Annotated in this window: 17 protein-coding genes and 2 tRNA genes; 13 read left to right on the top strand and 6 right to left on the bottom strand. The window is 44.9% G+C overall.

The genetic code is table 11. The features are described from left to right. Nucleotides 1-16: 16 nt before the first annotated feature. A complete protein-coding gene (locus PN462_RS06070) occupies nucleotides 17-2,497 on the bottom strand; it encodes a substrate-binding domain-containing protein (protein ID WP_272127126.1) in 2,481 nt (826 codons plus the stop codon). A gap of 333 nt (nucleotides 2,498-2,830) precedes the next feature. Beyond that, nucleotides 2,831-3,532: a ribulose-phosphate 3-epimerase gene (gene rpe / locus PN462_RS06065; protein WP_272127125.1), complete on the bottom strand. Its 702-nt coding sequence runs from the start codon at nucleotides 3,530-3,532 to the stop codon at nucleotides 2,831-2,833. 273 nt (nucleotides 3,533-3,805) lie between these two features. Here rpe and PN462_RS06060 point away from each other — a divergent pair, with 273 nt between their 5' ends. Together PN462_RS06060 and PN462_RS06055 are read left to right on the top strand one after the other, a co-directional pair. Next, the gene (locus PN462_RS06060) at nucleotides 3,806-5,461 is read left to right on the top strand and encodes a sensor histidine kinase (RefSeq protein ID WP_272127124.1); all 1,656 of its coding nucleotides are present in this window, start codon (nucleotides 3,806-3,808) and stop codon (nucleotides 5,459-5,461) included. A 19-nt stretch (nucleotides 5,462-5,480) separates the two neighbouring features. Beyond that, on the top strand, nucleotides 5,481-6,311 hold the full coding sequence (locus PN462_RS06055) for an ABC transporter substrate-binding protein (protein ID WP_272127123.1): 831 nt from the start codon (nucleotides 5,481-5,483) through the stop codon (nucleotides 6,309-6,311). A gap of 160 nt (nucleotides 6,312-6,471) precedes the next feature. Here PN462_RS06055 and PN462_RS06050 read toward each other — a convergent pair whose 3' ends face one another. Both PN462_RS06050 and PN462_RS06045 read right to left on the bottom strand, forming a co-directional pair. Beyond that, nucleotides 6,472-6,837: a hypothetical protein gene (locus PN462_RS06050; protein ID WP_272127122.1), complete on the bottom strand. Its 366-nt coding sequence runs from the start codon at nucleotides 6,835-6,837 to the stop codon at nucleotides 6,472-6,474. A gap of 27 nt (nucleotides 6,838-6,864) precedes the next feature. Further along, nucleotides 6,865-7,560: a glutathione S-transferase family protein gene (locus PN462_RS06045; RefSeq protein WP_272127121.1), complete on the bottom strand. Its 696-nt coding sequence runs from the start codon at nucleotides 7,558-7,560 to the stop codon at nucleotides 6,865-6,867. A 404-nt stretch (nucleotides 7,561-7,964) separates the two neighbouring features. Here PN462_RS06045 and PN462_RS06040 point away from each other — a divergent pair, with 404 nt between their 5' ends. Continuing rightward, nucleotides 7,965-9,110, top strand: coding sequence for a CapA family protein (locus PN462_RS06040; RefSeq protein WP_272127120.1), 1,146 nt, complete (start codon nucleotides 7,965-7,967; stop codon nucleotides 9,108-9,110). A gap of 405 nt (nucleotides 9,111-9,515) precedes the next feature. On the opposite strand, the gene PN462_RS06035 is transcribed toward PN462_RS06040, so the two are convergent. Beyond that, nucleotides 9,516-9,725 (bottom strand): hypothetical protein, encoded by a 210-nt coding sequence (locus PN462_RS06035; RefSeq protein WP_272127119.1) that lies wholly within the window; start codon nucleotides 9,723-9,725, stop codon nucleotides 9,516-9,518. A 213-nt stretch (nucleotides 9,726-9,938) separates the two neighbouring features. On the opposite strand from PN462_RS06035, the gene PN462_RS06030 reads away from it, so the two are divergent. From PN462_RS06030 to PN462_RS05995, 8 genes are all read left to right on the top strand, one after another. Next, nucleotides 9,939-10,814: an aldose epimerase family protein gene (locus tag PN462_RS06030; protein WP_272127118.1), complete on the top strand. Its 876-nt coding sequence runs from the start codon at nucleotides 9,939-9,941 to the stop codon at nucleotides 10,812-10,814. A gap of 141 nt (nucleotides 10,815-10,955) precedes the next feature. Continuing rightward, nucleotides 10,956-11,040, top strand: a tRNA-Tyr gene (locus tag PN462_RS06025). Between the two features lie 58 nt (nucleotides 11,041-11,098). Further along, nucleotides 11,099-11,170: transfer RNA gene (locus PN462_RS06020), tRNA-Thr, on the top strand. 54 nt (nucleotides 11,171-11,224) lie between these two features. Then, entirely contained in the window at nucleotides 11,225-12,280 is a 1,056-nt protein-coding gene (locus tag PN462_RS06015; protein ID WP_272127117.1) for an energy transducer TonB, read from the top strand. A 112-nt stretch (nucleotides 12,281-12,392) separates the two neighbouring features. Beyond that, nucleotides 12,393-13,055 carry a TIGR00266 family protein gene (locus PN462_RS06010; RefSeq protein ID WP_272127116.1) on the top strand — a complete coding sequence of 221 codons (663 nt, stop codon included), beginning with the start codon at nucleotides 12,393-12,395 and terminating at the stop codon, nucleotides 13,053-13,055. 12 nt (nucleotides 13,056-13,067) lie between these two features. After that, nucleotides 13,068-13,745 (top strand): TIGR00266 family protein, encoded by a 678-nt coding sequence (locus PN462_RS06005; RefSeq protein ID WP_272127115.1) that lies wholly within the window; start codon nucleotides 13,068-13,070, stop codon nucleotides 13,743-13,745. A gap of 305 nt (nucleotides 13,746-14,050) precedes the next feature. Beyond that, nucleotides 14,051-14,752, top strand: a complete 702-nt coding sequence (locus tag PN462_RS06000; protein ID WP_272127114.1) for a TIGR00266 family protein — start codon at nucleotides 14,051-14,053, stop codon at nucleotides 14,750-14,752. A gap of 37 nt (nucleotides 14,753-14,789) precedes the next feature. Then, nucleotides 14,790-15,590, top strand: coding sequence for a M48 family metallopeptidase (locus tag PN462_RS05995; RefSeq protein WP_272127113.1), 801 nt, complete (start codon nucleotides 14,790-14,792; stop codon nucleotides 15,588-15,590). Between the two features lie 110 nt (nucleotides 15,591-15,700). On the opposite strand, the gene ilvB is transcribed toward PN462_RS05995, so the two are convergent. Further along, complete coding sequence (gene ilvB / locus PN462_RS05990) at nucleotides 15,701-17,554, bottom strand: biosynthetic-type acetolactate synthase large subunit (RefSeq protein ID WP_272127112.1); 1,854 nt, start codon at nucleotides 17,552-17,554, stop codon at nucleotides 15,701-15,703. A gap of 677 nt (nucleotides 17,555-18,231) precedes the next feature. Here ilvB and PN462_RS05985 point away from each other — a divergent pair. Beyond that, on the top strand, nucleotides 18,232-18,879 hold the full coding sequence (locus PN462_RS05985) for a class I SAM-dependent methyltransferase (RefSeq protein ID WP_272127111.1): 648 nt from the start codon (nucleotides 18,232-18,234) through the stop codon (nucleotides 18,877-18,879). Nucleotides 18,880-19,030: 151 nt separating this feature from the next. Next, entirely contained in the window at nucleotides 19,031-19,825 is a 795-nt protein-coding gene (surE, locus tag PN462_RS05980) for a 5'/3'-nucleotidase SurE (protein WP_272127110.1), read from the top strand. The last annotated feature ends 694 nt before the right edge of the window (nucleotides 19,826-20,519 follow it).

Genomic DNA, 20,519 nt, shown 5'->3' with positions numbered 1-20,519 from the left:
TAACAACCAAGAAAAACTACTCCTCAAACGTCATATCTTCCTCACTAATATCTCGAATGGGGATTAATCCTGCTTCTGAGAGGAGTTTTTGGCCTTGGGTGGTTTTGAGGAGTTCAATAAATGTTAGTCCGGCGGGTTGGCGGCGGTTGTCTCTAGGATAGACGACGGCTAGGGTATAAGAGAGGGGGTATTTGTGACTGCGGATGGCTTCGACGTTGGGGAAGTAACTGCCTTTTTTATTACATAAATCTGTATCAGGGGTGATGGGTTGATTTTCTTGTTGTAAGAGGGGAAAAATGGCGTTTCCTAGCCCTTCTTTCAGGGCTAAGGGATAAACGGAACATTGGCCGAAGACTTGACTGAGACTGCCAAAGGCGATCGCGCCAATTTGTTCATCTTCAAAATCTCGGATGACGGCATTTAAGGTCCCAAAGGTGGATAATTGGGTGATGTTGGGGTTAACGGAAATGATCCCAGTGGGTTCACGTAAGAGGGCTTCAAATTTTTCAATGGCCTCTGGGGTTTGTAGCACTCGTTGTTTAAATAATTCTAGGGCTTCTTGATCATCTGGGGCATATAATTTCACTGCGAGATCAGGGCCGCCTAATTCTTGCCAATTGCTGATTTCTCCGGTATAGAGACGACGGACATCAGTGAGACTAATTTCTCCGTTGAGGTATTGGGGGAGACTGTTTTGGCGTTCGGCATAACTAAAGGAAACATAAACCGCGATCGCATCATACGCAAACCGTTCATACCACAAATCCACCCCCAACCCCTTAAATAAACTACTCACCGCAAATTCCGCCTCAAAGTTACGAATACGGGCAATGGCCTCAGTTGCGCTGGGGGCAGGGCGATAATTGAAATTATAGGTCTCTGGGGGAGGCATTTCCCCCTCACTGTCGCTTGCTGCTGCGTCGGCAGTCTCCTCGATGTTGGTGACTGCATCAGGGTTCATTTCTTGATCCACAATCTCTGCAAAGGACTGATCTTTGGCAATTAAATTTCTCTGGGTCCAAATATGAGTCCAAATGCCTGCCCTTTCCCCAGTAAATGTATAGGTTTCAGGGGGAATTTCCCCTAAAACTTGATTAATACAACAGATGGGGGGTTGTTCAATGGCCTGCATTTGGTAGGCCCGGCGGATCAAATACCAAATTAACAGGGCCAGTAAGGAGACTCCCAACACCCCGAATAAAATCAACCACCACCGTTGATTCCGACGTTTTTTCTGGACTTCCGGTTCTTCTTCTTCCGGTTTTTCAACAATAATTGCCGTTTCTAGGGGAGGTAAGTTTAAGAGGGCCTGTCGCGCAATGCCCGCATTTTCAAACCGAACTGGACTAAATCCCACCAAGGAGAGGATATAATCCTTTAACGCCTTATGAACAGGCGGCCAATGTTCCTCAAAGGTGGGGTTCAGGGGTTGATTGGTTTCAGGATCAAGACTTCGGCCCACTAACAGATAAAAGGCCACCCGGCCTAAATCCTCTAAATCTTTTTGGACTGATAAGAGGGGCAATTCGGCAGCCGGAGGATAAAAGAGATTTTCCCATAAAGCTGCATCACAGAGATAAATATAAAAGCCTTGCAGGGTTGGGCCAATTAAAAGACTCTCTAGGGTGAGATTCCCGTGAGTTAACCCTTCCCGAATAATGCCATTGGGAAAGCGGTATTTTTGGCCGTGGAGGAATTCTAGGGTTTGGAGGACTTGTAATAAGACTTGACGGACTTGGGGTGGGGTGAGAGGGCCGGTTTCTTCTAAATAGCGGGCTAAGGTGGGGAAGCTGTCTGTATTGCCCTTGGTGACAAGATAACAGCGTTGTTCTCCTCTGGGGGCGATCGCATCTTGGACGGTGATTAACCGTTCATCTTGTTTTCGTCCATCGGCTAAATCAAATCCGGTTAAATTAATAAAATTGGTCTGGCGAATGCGGGTTTCGTCCCGATTAAAATATCGTTTGGGGAGGAGGTATTCTTTGATCATAACCGGGGTGCGATCGCTCAAATCAATGCCCCGATACAGTCGGCCCAAATGACGACTACGAAAAAAACTCTCCACTTGATATGTCCCCCGTATCCCTAAAATGCGGGATTCCGGTTTCAGGAGGGCCGGAAAACTACATTGTAAACAGATAGGCGAATCGGGATTTTCTGCCAAGGTTTTTTCCGGCCATTCACAATGTAAGGGGTTATTGCGTAAACAGCGATAGGCGGGATAGAGGGGTTTAATGGGGATAACTTTGGCAGTTTCTGCCGTTTCCTCTTCTAATTCCTCTCCCGTCAAGTTAGCGATAATTTCTCCTTTTACGTCGGAAAACTCTGGAAGGGGGAGAGAGACTCGTTCAATGAGTTGTGGCACAATCCAACGATAGCGGACAGGAACAATACTGGCGACCCGATAAGAGGATTCTGCAATAAAGAGATTCACGCGATCGCCAAATCCACTACTTTGTCGTTCCCGAATTTGCTCAACAATACCCTTTTTTGCCATGAGTTATCCCGTCCTAAAGGTGTTCTAGAGGTCTATCCTTTACTTAGGGGTGATTATCCGGCCAATTGGGGGCAGATGATCAAAAATTTATCGTAAACATTCAACTATCAGTCTTTATTCCGCGACTCTTAAAACGCTTAATGGGGGAGATGGGAGTCAGGAGTCGGGAGTCGGGAGATGGAGGAGATGGGGGAGATGGGGAGTAACAAATGTTTACTGGTTACTATTCCGGAGTTCCCTATTCCCTGTTTACTATTCCCTATTCCCTATTCCCTATTCCCAAAAAAAAAGAGACACGAAACCCCCGCATCTCTAGTCCGATCGCAGATTAAATTAAGCTGTGACTAACTCTTGAGCATTGGCAGGCCGCTTGCTCTGACGAATGCCCTCAACTGCCTCAGCGTAATCTGGGGCCTTAAAGACCGCAGACCCGGCTACAATGGCATTAGCACCCGCTTCTAACACTTGCCAAGTATTCGCGGGTTTTAAGCCACCATCCACTTCAATCCAAGGATCAACGCCTTGTTCCTCGCACATTTGACGTAAATTGCCAATTTTATCCACCATTTGCGGAATGAAGCTCTGTCCCCCAAACCCAGGGTTAACACTCATAATTAAAACTAAATCGCAAACATCGAGAACGTGTTCGATTAAACTTAACGGTGTTGAAGGATTAAGAACAACTCCCGCTTGTTTGCCAAATTCTTTAATTTGGTTTAATGTCCGATGGAGGTGGGGAGAGGCATTATGCTCCGCATGAACAGAAATAATGTCTGCTCCGGCCTCGGCGAAGTCTTGGACGTACTTCTCCGGTTCAACAATCATCAAATGGACATCTAAGGGCTTTTGCGTGATGGGCCGAATTGCTTTGACGACTAAGGGCCCGATGGTAATATTGGGAACAAAGCGACCATCCATGACATCAACGTGAATCCAATCTGCTCCCGCTTGATCAACCGCTTTAATTTCTTCCCCAAGACGGCTAAAATCAGCAGAAAGGATAGAAGGGGCAACAACAACTTGTTTCTGGGTCATAATTTTAGTGATTCTCCCTTATTATGATGGTGCTTCGTGTCATTTGGTATTTATAGTAACAAATGATTAACCCAATCTTTAGAGACGGGTTAAATTTTGGGCAAGTGGCTGGAAAAAACAATCGCTAGACCTTACGATAGGGCTGAGTTCCCCGATTTTTCTCCCTCAAGTCTCTCGGGTTTGCGGATGTGCATTGCTGTTTGACTTCCCTTGTTCACTTGTTGATTTTTGCTGGTGTCTTACCCTGTGGTTTCCAAGTTTAAAGGTATAACGTTGACACGCTGGTTTAGCAAAATTCCCATCCGTGATAAAATCGGTTGGAGTTATGCGATCGCGTTTAGTATTTCGATGATTGGCACGTTTAGTGGTTTGGCCCTGGGCAACCACTATCAGGAGGATGCCAAGACGAAGTTAGAGCAAGCTCGCACCCAAGGGGAGTTACTGACACAATTACAACTCACGGCTCGGAATTTTAGCCCAGAACGCACGTTTACTCCCGTTTTACGCAATACATCCCGCTTTTATTTTCGTCGGGAGGAGTTTTTAAAGCACATTACCGAGATTAAACGTTTAATTACTCAACTAGAAGCGTCAGACCAAGGCCAAGAAAATTCGCTGTATCCTTTTCTCAATGCCTACGAATGGGTAGTCAATCGCTACGCGGAAGATGTAACGCAAGTCCTCGACTCGGTAAACCCGGTGACGGTGAAACCTAGTGACATCCCTGAGTTAAAAGAGAAATTTAATCAATTGAGTACCAGTCCCACCTCGATTCGCTTTCACCGTTACTCCAATGAAATGAGCAGTTTCATTGTACAGACGAATCAAGAGATTCAACAGGCGGAAAAAGCCTGGGAACAAGCGGAAACCCTCCGCACCTGGGTGATTATCGGAAGCACCTTACTGGGGGCGGCCATGGCCTCAATTTTAGCCATAATGACCAGTCGCGCGATCGCGCATCCCGTCCGCAAAGTCACCCAAGTGGCCGAATCTGTCACAGAAACCGGAGATTTTAGCTTACGGGTCCCCGTCATCAGTGAAGACGAAATCGGCAGTTTAGCCACCTCCTTCAATCAACTCATTGAATGGACCCAAGACTATACCCAGAAACTACAAAAAACCCAAGTCCAGTTAATTCAAAGCGAAAAAATGTCCAGTCTGGGACAAATGGTGGCCGGATTAGCCCACGAAATCAATAATCCCATTAACTTTATTTACGGGAATCTGCGTCATATTGACCACTATCTGGATGACCTGTTGGCCTTGATCATCCTCTATCAAGACTATTATCCCGTCCCCCCCGCAGAAATCGCCCAACAACTGGATGTTTGTGATCTAGAATTTATCCAACAGGATTTACCGAAATTATTAGAATCCTTGCGAGTGGGGACCGATCGCATTCGTCAATTAGTGCTTTCCCTGCGGAGTTTTGCCCGTCTCGATGAAGCGGAGAAAAAACCCTGTAATCTCCATGAAGGCATTGAAAGCACCCTCTTATTACTCCAAAGTCAGTTTCCCGAAGGACTCGACATCGAGAAACAGTATGGCAATCTCCCGGAATACGAATGTTATCCGGCCCAATTAAATCAAGTGTTTCTCAATCTCCTCAATAATGCCCTAGAAGCGTTAATGGAGACCCCCTCCATCCCTCGAAAACAGATTACCATTACCACCCAAGCGACGGAGCAGGAGATTAAAATTACCATTGGGGATAATGGCAATGGTATTTCGCCAGACATTCAAAGAAAACTCTTTGATCCCTTCTTTACCACCAAACCCGTCGGCAAAGGGACCGGGTTAGGGTTGGCCATTTGTTATCAAATTATTGAACAACATCACGGCAAAATTACGGTAAATTCGAGACTTGGGGAGGGCAGTGAGTTTATGATTACATTACCTTTATCCCCCAGATCAATCTCCCTGTCGTGATCAGATCGCAAGAAAACCCATGTCCAAACTAACCTCCCGACGTACTGTTTTACACCTTTTGACTGGTTTGAGTGTGAGTTTATTACTCCCGGCCTGTCAGAATTCTACTATTCCAGAGGACTCCTCCCCCCTACAAGTGGGGACGAATGTGGGGAATGTCCCGTGGCAACTTGAGAATGAGAGTGGGGAGTTAGTGGGGTTTGAGATTGATTTAGTGAATATTATTGCCCAACGTTTAGATCGAGAGGTGGAATATCAGGATATTACCTTTATTAACTTGTTTCCGGCGGTTTTGTCCCATCGCATTGATCTGGCGGTTTCTTCAATTACTATTACCAAAAGTCGTTTAGAAACGGTGGATTTTACCCAACCCTACTACGATAGTGACCAGTCTCTCATGGTACAGTCCGATAGTGAGATTACGGGGTTAACGGATATGCAGGGGAAAGTGGTGGCCGTGGAGAGTGGTTCAACTGCCGATGAATGGGTACAAGGCCATCAGGGCCAATATAACTTTAAAGAAGTTCGTCGCTATGAAGGACTGCAACCCGCAATTGAAGATTTACGGGCCGGGGTTTATGACGGGTATGTGGGTGATATCCCAGCGTTTTTGTATTATGCGGAAAATAATCCGGGGGTGAAGGTCGTAGAGCGTATTCCTACGGAAGAACAGTATAGTATGATGTTTGCGAAGGGGGATCCGTTGCGCGATCGCATTAATGACATCATTACCACCCTCAAACAAGAGGGAATTTTAGCCGAAATTCACGAAAAATGGTTTGGCAGTCCCCCAGAGGAGGGGACATCAACGGTGGAAGTGTTACCCATTCCTCAATTAGAGGAAAACTGATCACCGCAATGGATTGCAGAATTTTAGCGTAGGGGCAATTCATGAATTGCCCCTACAGTTCGGTTATGATAATCATTAACCGGATTTCATCTAGAATCCTCGTCTCTTGTTTAGCATCTCTTGTTGAGCGTCTTTTGTTTAGCGAGGAGAAATTAGAAATCTAATCACGAGTTATCCCTTTTTCGGCTAAACAGTCTCGAAATTGTTGTTCTGAGGGACTGAGTTTGGGAGAGTCGGTTAATTGCAAAGCGCGTTCAAGTTGGTCGTTCTGCATTTCCGTGATCACTTGATTCCAGCGTTTGTTGACATCCCGGTTTTGTTCGGTGAGGTCTTTGGGGATGCAGTCGAGTACCGCTTGCATCCGTTCACTGTCTGCTTTTCGTTCTGCTTGGACGATGGGGGGAGGGGTGGTTGCTTGGGTATATCCCAGTTCTGTTCCTGGTAAACCTAATGCCCAGTAAATCCCGCCGAGAATGGCGATTAAGAGGACAGAGAGGAAGATTAAAAGGGGTCGATTGTTATTCATCGTAAATTGGGATAATGTCGCCTTTGTTTAATTGTTACGCATTTCTTGGGCTGTGATTCCGGCTGCTGTCCCGTCCGCATAGGGTTGATAGTCTTGAATGTACAGGTTTGGGGGGTTGGCGATGGTTTGGACACTTTCCCGTTGCTGCATGGTTTTCCACCACTGTTTTAAGTGAGGAAAACTATCGGGGAGGGGAAACTCTCGATAATGTTCTAACACACACCACCGTTCAAACCAGGGATAATAGGTGAGGTCTAGGAGGGTGAGGTGTTCCCCGAACCAGTAGTCTCCTCCTTGACTAAGTTTACCGATTCCTTCGTGTTCTAGAAACTCTAGATGGTGGTGGAGTTTGTTTTTCCATTTTTCCTGTTGTTCGGGGTTCTGAAATAACAGAATTTTGTAGAAGGCGGAAATAAACTGGCTATTGGCAAAATCTATCAAAATCCGGACTAATGCCCGTTCTCCTGCGGTTTTGGGCATGAGGGGAGGATTCGGGAACAGTTCCTCGATATACTCGTTAATGATGGCAGATTCCCAGATGCGATCGCGCCCATACTTGACCACCGGAACTTTCTCATAGGGGGAAATTTCCGCAAAGTTATCCGGTTTATTGCTTAAATCAATTTCGTGTAGTTGAAAATCCACCCCTTTCTCTAATAACGTTAACCGAGTTCGATGGGCAAAGGGGCAAACATTTGCACTATATAATTCCAATTGGGGCATTGATGGTTTGAGGGTTGGGTTTTCGAGAACAGGAAATAGTCAGCCTGTCAGCAGACTAGAGAACAGGAAAAAACTCATTTATCTTTTCCGTACATGGTTCATCTAGTTTACAATAATTATAAGCATTCAGCTATCAAGTTTTAGCTATTACCTAAAAACACCTACCTCGCTTGTTTTACCTCGCTTGTTTTACCTCGCTTGTTTTACCTCGCTTGTTTTACCTCGCTTGTTTTACCTCGCTTGTTTTACCTCGCTTGTTTTTCGATGGGATAGAGCAAGTTTTCTTCGCCATCCCAAGGGACCCTTTCATTCAAAAGCTGTTGGCTGAGTGCTGACAGATGAATACTTACAAATAATGAGTCGCTCATTTACAAGACCATTAATAATTTCATGTTAATAATTTCATGACTAATTTATCTTTTTCTTTCATTAAAAGACTTAAATCTTCCTTATCTTTTGTCTTCCTTTGCACTAGCTTTTTTATAGCAGGCAATTGGCATCTAACCAGTTTAGCACAAATTGATATTTATTTAAACCTACCAGAGACCCTAGAACCGCCTCCCCCTGAGTTTATTCCCCCAACCTTACCCACCATTACCATTAAAGCGGTAGGCGATACAATTCTAGGCACAAATTACCCCGCTTATCAACTCCCTGCTAACCCAGCCAGTTTATTCCAAAATATTCAATCTTATCTCACAGAAGCAGACTTTGTTTTTGGTAACTTTGAAAGCACAATCACCAATTATCCCCACAGTGCCAAAACTCCCGTCTCTGGGCGCGTTTATGCGTTTCGGAGTCCCCCAGAACACGCCCAAATTTTAAGCGATGCAGGGTTTAATATCCTCAGTGTTGCCAATAACCACTCCTACGATTTTACCCTACAGGGCTTTCAAGATACAATGCAAAATTTAGAAAACGTAGGCATTGAAGCAGTAGGAGAAAAAGGGCAAATTGTTTATACTAAAGTGAATGGAATTACTGTAGCCTGGATTGGTTTTAGTTATTTAGGGTATCACAACTCGATTAATAACTTAAATCAAGGGAGAAATTTAGTCAATCAAGCCCAAGAAAATGCCGAAATTATCATCATTTCTGTTCACGGAGGGGCAGAAGGACGGAATGCCCTGCGAACTCGCAATCAAACGGAAATCTATCTCAACGAAAATCGGGGAAATATGGTCAATTTTTCGAGGGCAATGATTAATCATGGGGCAGATTTAATATTAGGTCATGGCCCCCATGTTCCTCGTGCGTTGGAATTACATGAAAATCGACTAATTGCCTATTCATTAGGCAATTTTATCGGCTATAGAACCTTAAACACCAGTGGAGAAAATGGCTATTCTCTAATTTTAGAAGTTGAGTTAGATGAAACCGGAAACTTTTTAGGCGGAACAATTATTCCACTCCGTCTTTCTGGGGAGGGTGTACCCCGTTTTGACCCTGAAAATCGGACAATTCAATTAATACGTCGTCTCACCCAGAGTGATTTTCCGAATACTCCTCTGCTCATTCAAGAGACGGGGGAAATTTTACCGGAAAGTTAACTGAAATAAATGTCTCTTGGGTTAAAACCCAAGGCTAATAGCTGAAACCCGTTAAAACGGGTTGATAGATCAATCAGAGAATTACAAACTTAGTATCGAAAGACCCTAAAAAATTATGAAATGGTGTAGGATTGGCATTGCCCACCTCTATCAAGGTAACTGACTCAATATTTCTATGTAGGTTGGGTATAACGGAGTAAAACCCAACGTTTTTTACTGGGGGATGTTGGGTTACGCTTCGCTTCACCCAACCTAAAATCAACTACAATCAACTACAACAACAGTATATTGTTCTATCATTACCCACCTTTACAAGGCTAGCCCTAAAGGACTTACTTAGTCTATTCAATAGAAAACTCCCTGCGGAATCTTCCCAGGGAGTTACTCCAATTTTTATTAATACTCCTATCCTCCTTGCACCATTGTCCAGTCCGGATAGGCAATACGGGCTTCCCGCTTCAAAATCCCTTGACAGACGGCTTCATTAAGACGCTGAAGGGCTTGCAAGTCTCCCGATTGGCAAACCTGCTGCGCGAGTAATTGCCCAATCAAACTTTCTGAGGCTACACTCAGGCAACCTGTCTCAAAGGCGGATTTGACCAGTGAATTAATCATTTTAAGCACCCTGATTCACTCTGGCCAGATGATAAAGCAATTTGGGCGATTGGCCATTGATGAGTAACGAAGGAGGGATGTGATTTTGGTCACACATAAACGGAAAATCTTGTCAAGATATGAATTAACCTGAAGAATTCTTGAAACCTTGATCATTTCCGGCCCAGGCTTTGGTTAAATCGAAAGTAGAAACAGTTTACAGGGAAGAAAGCGGTGTTTGCCATCTCGCTGAAACAAGACCAATATCCAACCATCATTCTCACCGATCAACAGGCCCATTCCCGTATTGAGGTCGTTCCAGAACGAGGCGGAATTATCAGTCGTTGGCGAGTTCAAGGGCAAGATATTCTCTATCTTGACAAAGACCGCTTTGCGAACCCAGAGTTAAGTGTGCGGGGGGGGATTCCGATTTTGTTCCCTATTTGTGGGAATCTCCCTAATAATCTTTATGTCCATCAGAGTAAGTCTTATACGCTTAAACAACACGGTTTTGCGCGAGATTTTCCTTGGGAGGTGGTGGAACAGACTACGGATGACTGTGCGAGTTTGACGTTACGACTTCAGAGTAATGAGAAGACCCGGGCGGTTTATCCCTTTGATTTTGAGTTATTGTTTACTTATAAGCTCCAAGGGAATCGTCTGATTATTGAACAACGCTACACGAATCAGTCTGATGAGACGATGCCGTTTGCCACGGGACTACATCCCTATTTTTGGGTGACGGATAAGCAGCAAATTTCCCTTGATATTCCGGCTTCTCAGGGGCATGACCATTTGACTAAAACGTCGTTCCCTTTTACGGGTAAGTTTGATTTGCAGCAAGAGGAGATTGATGTGGCCCTCAAACCCGTCACTCGCAATCATGCGTCGTTGATGAATCAGCGTCAACGTTGGCGGATTACGTTAAGGTATTCGGATATTTACTCGACGTTGGTGTTTTGGACGGTACAAGGGAAGGACTATTGTTGTTTAGAGCCTTGGAGTTCTCCCCGTAATGCCCTGAATACGAAGGAGAATTTGGTTTATTTGCAGGCCGGCGAGACTTGTGACGCATCGGTGGAGATGGAGATTAGTTATTTAAATCAGTGATGGTTGTTGGTTCTTGGCCTTCTGTCTCCTGTCTCCTGTTTTCTGCCTTCTGCCTTATTCTTAGGCCGCTCAAAAAAAAATTTTGGTTTGCTTGACAAAACTTGAAATTCTTATGCTAAGATTATTAATCGTGGTCAATAAGGGTCGGTGCCCGAGTGGTTAATGGGGGCGGACTGTAAATCCGCTGGCTATGCCTACGCTGGTTCGAATCCAGCTCGGCCCACCACATTTTTTTTATTCCTGATTCCAGTTTCCTCGTTGGGATTTTTGGTTGGGAATTCTTTGCCCTTGTAGCTCAGTGGTAGAGCACACCCTTGGTAAGGGTGAGGTCACGAGTTCAATCCTCGTCAAGGGCTTTTTGGTAATGGTCTTGATGTTTCGCTAACCCCATCTAAATCTTGTGATTTTAGATGGGGACTGCGCTCAACCGTTGTTCAAAGTCTGCCATGCGATCGCGCTCTTATTTCCCAACTCACTCCCTACGAGAACTATACCACGATGATTCACCGACGCTTTGGGTGGCTTTGTTGTTGTGGTCTGTTGCCATTCATATTGTCTTGGGGGGGATACTCTGGGCTATTTTATCTCAAGCGCGATCGGGCCAAACGTCTTCTTCTCCCTCGGTTCAACCCCAAGATTTTGTCCCAGTCGATTTTATTGTACAAACCCCCCCTCAGAAGACTAGCTCCCCAATGTCTGATCCGGTTTCTCCGGTTGCGTCTTCTCCTCCCACCCCCTCAACTCCTTCTCCTAATTCTGTCTCTCCAACCCCTCGTCAGAATACCTCTAACAATAATAGTCCTCAACCCAGTCCAGACACTTCTGAGACTTCTAACCCTAGTCCAGAGACTTCTAACCCCAGTCCAGACACTTCTGAGACTTCTAACCCTAGTCCAGAGACTTCTAACCCTAGTCCAGACACTTCTGAGACTTCTAACCCTAGTCCAGATACCTCTAACAATAATAGTCCTCAACCGAGTCCCAATAACGGTCAAACACCGCAACAGTCCAACTTAGAACCCCCTAACCCTTCTCCAGCACAACCTGTCAGTCAAGGGACTCCTGGCCAAAATGGTGATACGGGGACCAACCGCGAAACGGGTTCAGGTCAATTTTTAGCTACCTTGGGACAATTGCGTTTAACGATTCCAGATCGAGATATTCCCACTCAACTGGCCCAACTGCAACAAACCCGTCAACAATTGGATGCGGTGCAATATTTGCAACCGTTAGACCTAGAGAATGTGGAACCGTTTACGGTGCAAGTGGTGGTTGTGATTGAACCGAATGGGAGTGTCACGGTTTATCCTGAATCTGCACAAGTGTTATCTGGCACAATTAGTGCAGGGAAGGCGGGACAATTGGCCAAACGGGTGATTGAACAATGGTCTTTTGAACCCTCTTATATGGACGGAGAACCTGTGGCTCAAGAGTATTTTATTGAATTTTCAGCGCGATCGCTATAAAAATCCCCAGAATCGAGACAACCCAGAGAAAGGTTACATTCGATGAACAACACTACCTAGTTTGGGGAAGTCCTTGCCAAACTAGAGGAATAATTTGACCTCAACCAAAGGGATGAAATACGAAATCCGTTATAAACCGGCATTTGCGGCCATGTTTATCACCTTAGAACCAGGTGAAAAAATTACGGCTGAAGCGGGGGCAATGACGAGTATGGATGCTCAACTCACCATGACGACTGAGTTTTCCGGTGGCTTTTTTCAAGCCATCCTGCGGAAATTTTTGGGGGGAGAGTCCTTATTTGTCAATATCTTCAAAAATAAAACCAATCAACCGCTTACTCTAGTCCTCAGTCAATCTATTATTGGTGATATTGTCCCCCTTGATGTTCCCCCCAATGGGATATGTTTTCAACCGGGGGCTTATATTGCCCATACCCCAGGAGTCAAAATGGGGGTGCAATGGGCCGGGTTGGCCAGCTTTATTTCGGGGGAAGGACTCTTTAAACTGCGCTTGCAGGGGAAAGGACGGGTATTTTTTGGGGCCTATGGAGGCATTTCGGAAAAACAAGTCCGGGGGGGATTTATTGTGGATACCTCTCACTTGGTTGCCTATGATCCGGCCATTAAAATGAGTGTGGGATTATCCGGTGGCCTGCTTTCTTCTTTAACCTCTGGAGAAGGACTGGTAAACCGACTCAAAGGAAACGGTAAAATTTATCTACAATCGCGCAGTATTAGCGGTTTAGTGGGTTATCTGCGTCCCAAAGTCCGTTAAGGAGAGAGTGCGATGGATATTGAAATATTACATAAACCGGATAGCGCGATCGCGCAAATTACCCTAGCCGCCCAAGAAGAATTAGTCGCCCAAGCTGGTGCTATGATCGCCATGAGTGGCACGATCAACGCCAGCACCACCCTCCGCCAAGGCAAAGGCGGCGGCATTATGGGCGGCCTCAAGCGAATGTTAGCCCAAGAGTCCCTCTTTCTCAGCGTCTTCCGGTCCCCTACCGACGGAGGAGAAGTCTTTCTGGCCCCGAAATTAATGGGAGATTTAATCGTCTATCCCATGGAAGGAGAGGAATTAGTCGTACAAGCCGGGTCCTATTTAGCCAATGACAGCAATGTTGATATTGATTTAGGCTTTGAGGGGTTTAAATCCTTTTTCTCCGGAGAAGCCATCTTTTGGCTACGCATAACGGGATATGGCCCTGTTTTGTTAACCTCGTTTGGTGGCATTTACGAAATTCCAGTGGATGGAGAATATATTGTTGATACTGGCCATATTGTCGCCTTTGAACGCAGTTTAGACTTTTCCATCAATAAAGCCGGAGACAGTTGGTTAGGGGCCTGGTTAGGGGGAGAAGGGTTAATCTGTCATTTCCGAGGGAAGGGGAAAGTTTATTGTCAAACCCATAATAACACCGCTTTTGGGTCTTTAGTCGGCTCGCAACTTCCCCCTCGTTAAATTGGGGAGTTAATAGTTGAGAGTTGAGAGTTGAACCACAAAGACACAAAGGACACCAAGAGAAGATCAAGAAGATGGGGGAGATAGTTTTAGGGGCTACACTGTTTTTTCCCCTGATCTTCGTTTAAACTTGATTCCTTCCTAGTTACTGATTACTGGTTTAGCAAAAATAAATAATTTGTAATCAATGAAACAGCAAGAAAAAAACTATAAAACCCCTATCCCTGTTCCCTGTTCCCTTTTCCCTTTTCCCTGTCCCCCAAACAGGCAGTTTAAAACTTACAACACTAATTACAGTAAAAACCATGACAACACAAGAAACCGCTTATCAAATTGAGCATTCCCCGGCTTATGCCTCCTTGATCTTAGACTTGCAACCCAACCAGTCTATGTTAGTCGAAGCGTCAGCGATGGCGGCTATGGATACCGCTCTCACCATGAAAACGCAAATGCGCGGCGGCCTGATGAAAAGTGTGGGGCGGATGTTTGTGGGAGAATCTTTATTTATTAACGAATTTATTGCCAGTAGTCGGGGGGGACAATTGTATATTTCCCCTGGGGTCCCTGGGGAGGTGAAACATTACCATTTAACTGGAGATAAGGGGTTAATGGTGCAATCTTCCGGCTTTGTGGCCTGTAGTCCTACGGTGGACATGGATACTAAATTTCAGGGGTTTAAAGGGTTTTTTAGTGGAGAATCCCTCTTTTTAATCCACGTTAGTGGTAAAGGGGACTTTTGGTTTAGTTCCTACGGGGCCATTGTGGAAATTCCGGTGGCGGGGGATTATGTGGTGGATACTAGCTATATTGTGGCCTTTGAAGATTCTCTAGATTACAATGTCGAGATGATTGGGGGGTTATCGTTTAAAAATCTCAAAACCGGAATTTTAGGCGGAGAAGGGTTAGTTTGTCGGTTTCGGGGTAAAGGCCGTCTATGGGTGCAATCTCGCAGTATTTACGGGCTACTCAATTTTCTCCGTCCTTTCCGTCCCACTAAAAGTAATTAATCGAGTAACGCTTCTTTATCTAGTAGTTTAACGCACCATGACTCAATATTCCTCCCGCAACCCACCCCCTAGTAATCGCCAATTACTCACCTTGGCGGCGATTTTTGGGGGGTTAATTGTCGCTGTCTTTTTCCTCATTTCGGGGTTGATTAATGCAATGGTGTGGTGGATACCTGTGGAGGTTGAACAACAACTGGGCCGAGTGATTGTGCCAGTGTACGAAAAACAAGCTCAAGATTCTCTTACCCAAACTAAATTGAATCAACGTTTAGACCAATTAGAGGGCTATTTAACGGACTCTCTCCATGAGAATCGGGATTATCGCTTGTTATATATTCCTGAAGATACAATTAATGCTATAGCTATTCCAGGAGATGTGATTGTTGTCTATCGGGAGTTATTAGAACGTCTAGAGTCAGAAAATGAGTTAATGATGATTTTAGGCCATGAGTTGGGCCATTTTGACCATCGAGATCATCTACGGAAGTTAGGGAAAATTGTGTTAATTAAAGCGGTATTGTCTTATTTTTTAGGGGATATCTCTGCTTTAGAATCTTTGGTGGTGGATGGGGTTACGGTGATTAGTAATGCTCAATATTCCCAAGGTCAAGAATTACAAGCGGATCGGTTTGGGTTACAGTTACTTTATCAAAACTATGGTCATGTGGCCGGGGCGACGGATTTTTTTGAACGAATTGCCCAAGAAACTCCCAAAACCGTTGAGTTTTTATCTACTCACCCAGCCCCAAAACAGCGAGTTAAGGCATTAAAGCAGTTAATTGAGGAACGGGATTATCCGGTTAAAGGGAAAACGCCTCTTTCTATTCCTATTCAGTAATCAGTAATCAGTACGATAATACAAGACTGAACCTTGGAGGTTAACCCCAAGGTTCAGTCTCAACACCTGTTAAAACCCCTTCTAAGTCTTTAGACGAGACTTATCACCCCTTAAAGTTTCGTACCACATTCGGGGCAAAATTTGTGATTCCCTGGACTCGGTGTGCCGCAACTGGTGCAGTTCATTATCTCAGAGCGTTCCACTTTTTTCTCTGGAATACCTAACATTTGGGAATTGGCTTTACCAGGGGCGATCATGGGATAACAGTTTTCATTTTTGATCACTTGGGCATCCACTAATACAGGCCCGTCATAGGCCAGCATTTCAGCAATGACATCTTTTAATTCATCCCGCGATCGAATTACCATCCCTTTCACGCCAAAGGCTTCCGCTAACTTGACAAAATTCGGCATTCCGGCCTCCATATTAGAAGCCGTATAACGCTCCTCATAGAAGGTTTCTTGCCATTGGCGTACCATTCCTTGCCAGCCATTATTAATAATAATGGTCTTGACTTTTATATTATATTGTGCTAGGGTCGCCAACTCTTGCAGATTCATTTGGAAACTGGCATCGCCACTAATACAAATTACCTGCTCATCGGGGAGAGCCATTTTAACCCCCATTGCGGCGGGCATTCCGTAGCCCATTGTCCCTAACCCCGAACTGGAAATCCAACGACGAGGCCCGTAATTAATAAACTGGGCTGCCCACATCTGGTGTTGTCCCACATCGGTTGTATAGTAGGCATAGGGCGATTGACGACCAATTTCTACAATCACCTCTTGGGGGGATAACTGTTGGTCCGGATGCGGCACAACCAACGGATAATCCCGTCGCCAGCGATTAATTCGCTCTAACCAGGCTTGGGTTTGCCCCGTATTACTGGGGAGTTCTAACTCACTAATCCGTTGTAACATTTGTTGGAGAACTTGTTTCACATCTCCCACAATTGGCACATTGGGGGCTTTATTTTTGCCCACCTCTGCCGGATCAATATCAATATGGATCACTTTGGCTTTTGAGGCAAAGGCTTCTAATTTGCCTGTCACCCGGTCATCAAACCGGGCCCCCACTGCAAGTAAGAGATCACATTCAGTCACCGCAAAATTGGCGTAGGCCGTCCCGTGCATCCCCAACATACTCACCGAGAGGGGATGGTTTTCGTCAAAAGACCCTAACCCCATTAAGGTGGTGGTGACGGGAATTTGGAAATGTTCCGCCAGTTGGGCTAATTCCTCATGGGCCCCGGAGGTAATGGCCCCACCTCCGACGTATAACAGGGGCCGCTTGGCCTGCTGAATTAACTGTAACGCTGCATTAATTTGCCGGGGGTTGCCTTTTTTCGTGGGACGATACCCCGATAATTTCACTGAACCTGGTTCAACGGGAAGATAGTCACATTCTTCAATGCCCACATCTTTGGGAACATCAATTAATACTGGGCCCGGACGACCAGTGCTGGCAATATGAAAGGCTTCGGCAACAATTCGCGCCATATCTTCGGCCCGACGGACGACATAGGAGTTTTTCACGATAGGCAGGGTAATGCCCCAAATATCCGTCTCTTGGAAAGCATCGGACCCAATGGCACTCCGAGTCACCTGACCCGTTACGGCCACTAAGGGGATAGAATCTAATTGGGCGGTGGCAATACCTGTGACTAAATTAGTCGCCCCTGGCCCGGAAGTGGCAAAACACACGCCAACCTTACCTGTCGCTCTCGCGTAACCATCGGCAGCGTGGGCTGCTCCCTGTTCGTGTCTAACTAAGATATGCTGAAGATCGCCCCTAGCTTCGGCCCGGTGTATTTCGTCATAAATGGGCAGAATTGCCCCGCCAGGATATCCGAAAATGCGGTCAACGCCATGACGTAATAAACTATCAATGAGGGCAAACGCTCCGGTTTTACGGGTGGGCGTTTGGGTGGATTGACTTGTCTTGGGAATGTTTGTAGAAACCACGGCTAATTTGGGATAATGAACTATACTTCAGAAAAGATAGTCGGTTAATTTCTGTTCGCCTCATTTGGCTCAATAAAAATTAACTTATTTCGCTTAACTTATTTGGCAAAACCGGAAATGAGGGGTGTTCCCTGGGAATGCTGGATAATTGGAAAGAATTGCCATTGATTCCTGGGAATATTCATTAAGGATTTCCCCTTCTGCTGCTGCCCATGAACAAGACCAAGTATGAACAAGACCAAGTATGAACAAGACCAAGTATGAACAAGACCAAGGTGGGCTTGAGCCTGAGCCGACTTTTTGAGAAGCAAATATGAATCTCCATCATAAGGCAATCACGAGTAAAAGTCGAGGGGGAGTTGGGAGTTGAGAGTTGAGCTACTGTCCTGTTCCCTGTTCCCTGTTCCCTGTTCCCTGTTCCCTGTTCCCTAGTCAGGAGATAGGGGAGATGGGTGGCAGTAAACTGTTTACTGGTAACAGTTTACTGTTTACTGGTAACAGTTACTGATTACTGATTGAGGTTTAACGAAACAAGTTAAATTAGACTAGGAGAAACGTTCCAAGGCTTGAACCTCAATTCCTACTTTAGCGGAAAGCAAGGGAAGCCGGATACGCTCAGAGCCTAAAAAAAGATAAAGAAACTTACCCTCACCTCCAGAAAAGTCACCTAAGAACCTATGTTGCTTCCTGAACAACGACAAAAGCTCGATTCTAGCCGTGATGCGCTTTTTTACTCCTATCCTCGCTTTGTGACCCATGTTGATGAAGGGTTTATTGACCGACTCACCCAACTCTATCGAGAGCGACTGCAACCCAATACGCGGATTTTAGACATGATGAGTAGTTGGGTGTCTCATCTCCCCCCAGAGATGGATTTTGCTCATGTGGAAGGCCACGGCATGAATGAGGAAGAATTAGCCAAAAACCCCCAACTGGATCATTTTTTTGTTCAAAACCTTAACGAAATTTCTGTGTTGCCTTTCCCTGACCAATCGTTTGATGCGGTGTTAAATTGTGTGTCAATTCAATATTTGCAATATCCTGACCAGGTGTTTAAGGAAATGTATCGGGTTTTAAAACCAGGGGGAATTGCTATTGTCAGTTTTTCTAATCGAATGTTTTTTCAAAAAGCGATCGCAGCCTGGCGAGAAGGAACAGATCAAGGTCGTCTCCAACTGGTGAAACGCTATTTTCGCTCGGTGGAAGGGTTTAGTAAACCAGAAGCCATTGTAGAAACCTCCAACAGTCCTCCTGTGTTACAACTTTTAGGCATGGGTGGGGGTGATCCTTTTTATGCGGTGATTTCCCATCGAATTAACAATTAACAATTAACAATTAGCAATTAACAATTAGCAATGATTAAACCAACAACCAATAACTAAACACCAACAACTAATAACCAAACACCAACAACTAATAACCAACCACCAACAACTAATAACCAATAACCAACAACCCATAACCAATAACCAACCCATGCAACCGCTTAATCTATTACTGAGTAACGATGATGGGATTTTTGCTCAAGGGGTGCGGACTCTGGCCGATACCTTAGCAAAAGCGGGTCATCATGTCACCGTCGTTTGTCCAGACCGAGAACGGTCCGCTACTGGACACGGGTTAACCCTCCATCAACCTATTCGAGCTAATCCTGTAGACTCAATTTATCATCCCTCTGTCACCGCTTGGTCTTGTTCGGGGACTCCCGCAGATTGTGTTAAGTTAGCGTTGAGTGCCTTACTGGAGACTCCCCCGGATTTTGTTCTCTCTGGTATTAATCAAGGGTCGAATTTAGGGACAGATATTCTCTATTCGGGGACGGTTTCGGCAGCAATGGAAGGAACAATGGAAAATATTCCTAGTATTGCTCTCAGTTTAGCTAGTTTTACGTCTTCAGAATTCCCGACGGCGGCCCAATTTTCGTTAGAGTTATTGGGTGATCTGACACAACATCCTCTCCCTGGTTATGTCCTCTTAAATGTTAATATTCCAGCGATTAAACCGGAACAAGTGGCCGGGGTGAAAGTGACTCGACAAGGTATTTGTCGTTATATTGAGCAGTTTGAAAAGCGTTTCGACCCTAGGGGGAAAAGTTATTATTGGTTAGCAGGGGAAGCGGTGGAGGAAATCGAACAACCTCCCCATACTCATCTCCCTCCTGATATCCCGACGGATGTCCAAGCTATTCGAGATAATTACATTACGATTACTCCATTACAGTATAATTTAACGGATGTAACTGGGGTGCAGAAGTTGATGGAAAGTTGGTGATTTTTGTTGTTGTTTTTTGAGAGGGATTAGAGTAGTTTTTGCTCACTCAAAGAAACCCAGTTTAAAAGTGTTTTACTTTAGCAAAAATTAATGATTGTTAATCAATCAAAAAGCAAGAAAAAGCTCTAAAATGTTTATTCCTGTTTTCTGTTCCCCCCAAAAGCTAGTTTACAACTCAAATAAAAACGCTATAACAGTGTAATGACTAGATTTGTAACTCGTTTGTCTCTTAACCCGTTTTCAACGGGTTTCAGCTATTAGCCTTGGGTTTCAACCCAAGGTGTATTAAGGTAACATTACCTGAATATTCCTGAATCCTTACGAGAAAATCAACAATTTAGCTGTTATACTTGTTAAATGTGTACCTTGTTAAATGTGTACCTTGCGAGTTTGAAAAGTGCTATATATATAATTATTGGGGTTGAGGGATCGTATTGCATATTTTGGCGATTTTGTCAAACGCACCTCTCAAAATTAGCCAAAAATTCTGTCACGGGATACTGAAAATAAAGGGAGTCAAATTAAGCAAGCAACGAAGGAATGGGTAGTTGAGGAGTGCCTGAGCAAATTTAGTTATAAATTAGTTCCTTCGGAGTATAATTTTCTGTCAAGTCCCCTTTTTTGTCAAATTTCTGCCTCAAACCCCCATCACTGCGTGACCGAGATCAGAGCGATTTTTTTAGTTAATTTTTGT

The sequence above is a fragment of the Spirulina sp. CS-785/01 genome (assembly GCF_028330525.1).
Lineage (GTDB): Bacteria > Cyanobacteriota > Cyanobacteriia > Cyanobacteriales > Spirulinaceae > JAQMSD01.
The sequence above is the reverse complement of the archived record's forward strand: the minus strand, read 5'-3'. Positions and strand labels throughout refer to the sequence as shown.

Excerpts from the sequence above, each read along its gene's own strand:
- PN462_RS06070 (WP_272127126.1), bottom strand. The coding sequence starts at position 2,497 with ATGGCAAAAAAGGGTATTGTTGAGCAAATTCGGGAACGACAAAGTAGT.
- rpe (WP_272127125.1), bottom strand. The coding sequence starts at position 3,532 with ATGACCCAGAAACAAGTTGTTGTTGCCCCTTCTATCCTTTCTGCTGAT.
- PN462_RS06055 (WP_272127123.1), top strand. The coding sequence starts at position 5,481 with ATGTCCAAACTAACCTCCCGACGTACTGTTTTACACCTTTTGACTGGT.
- PN462_RS06050 (WP_272127122.1), bottom strand. The coding sequence starts at position 6,837 with ATGAATAACAATCGACCCCTTTTAATCTTCCTCTCTGTCCTCTTAATC.
- PN462_RS06045 (WP_272127121.1), bottom strand. The coding sequence starts at position 7,560 with ATGCCCCAATTGGAATTATATAGTGCAAATGTTTGCCCCTTTGCCCAT.
- PN462_RS06040 (WP_272127120.1), top strand. The coding sequence starts at position 7,965 with ATGACTAATTTATCTTTTTCTTTCATTAAAAGACTTAAATCTTCCTTA.
- PN462_RS06035 (WP_272127119.1), bottom strand. The coding sequence starts at position 9,725 with ATGATTAATTCACTGGTCAAATCCGCCTTTGAGACAGGTTGCCTGAGT.
- PN462_RS06015 (WP_272127117.1), top strand. The coding sequence starts at position 11,225 with ATGGGGACTGCGCTCAACCGTTGTTCAAAGTCTGCCATGCGATCGCGC.
- PN462_RS06010 (WP_272127116.1), top strand. The coding sequence starts at position 12,393 with ATGAAATACGAAATCCGTTATAAACCGGCATTTGCGGCCATGTTTATC.
- PN462_RS06005 (WP_272127115.1), top strand. The coding sequence starts at position 13,068 with ATGGATATTGAAATATTACATAAACCGGATAGCGCGATCGCGCAAATT.
- PN462_RS06000 (WP_272127114.1), top strand. The coding sequence starts at position 14,051 with ATGACAACACAAGAAACCGCTTATCAAATTGAGCATTCCCCGGCTTAT.
- PN462_RS05995 (WP_272127113.1), top strand. The coding sequence starts at position 14,790 with ATGACTCAATATTCCTCCCGCAACCCACCCCCTAGTAATCGCCAATTA.
- PN462_RS05985 (WP_272127111.1), top strand. The coding sequence starts at position 18,232 with ATGTTGCTTCCTGAACAACGACAAAAGCTCGATTCTAGCCGTGATGCG.
- surE (WP_272127110.1), top strand. The coding sequence starts at position 19,031 with ATGCAACCGCTTAATCTATTACTGAGTAACGATGATGGGATTTTTGCT.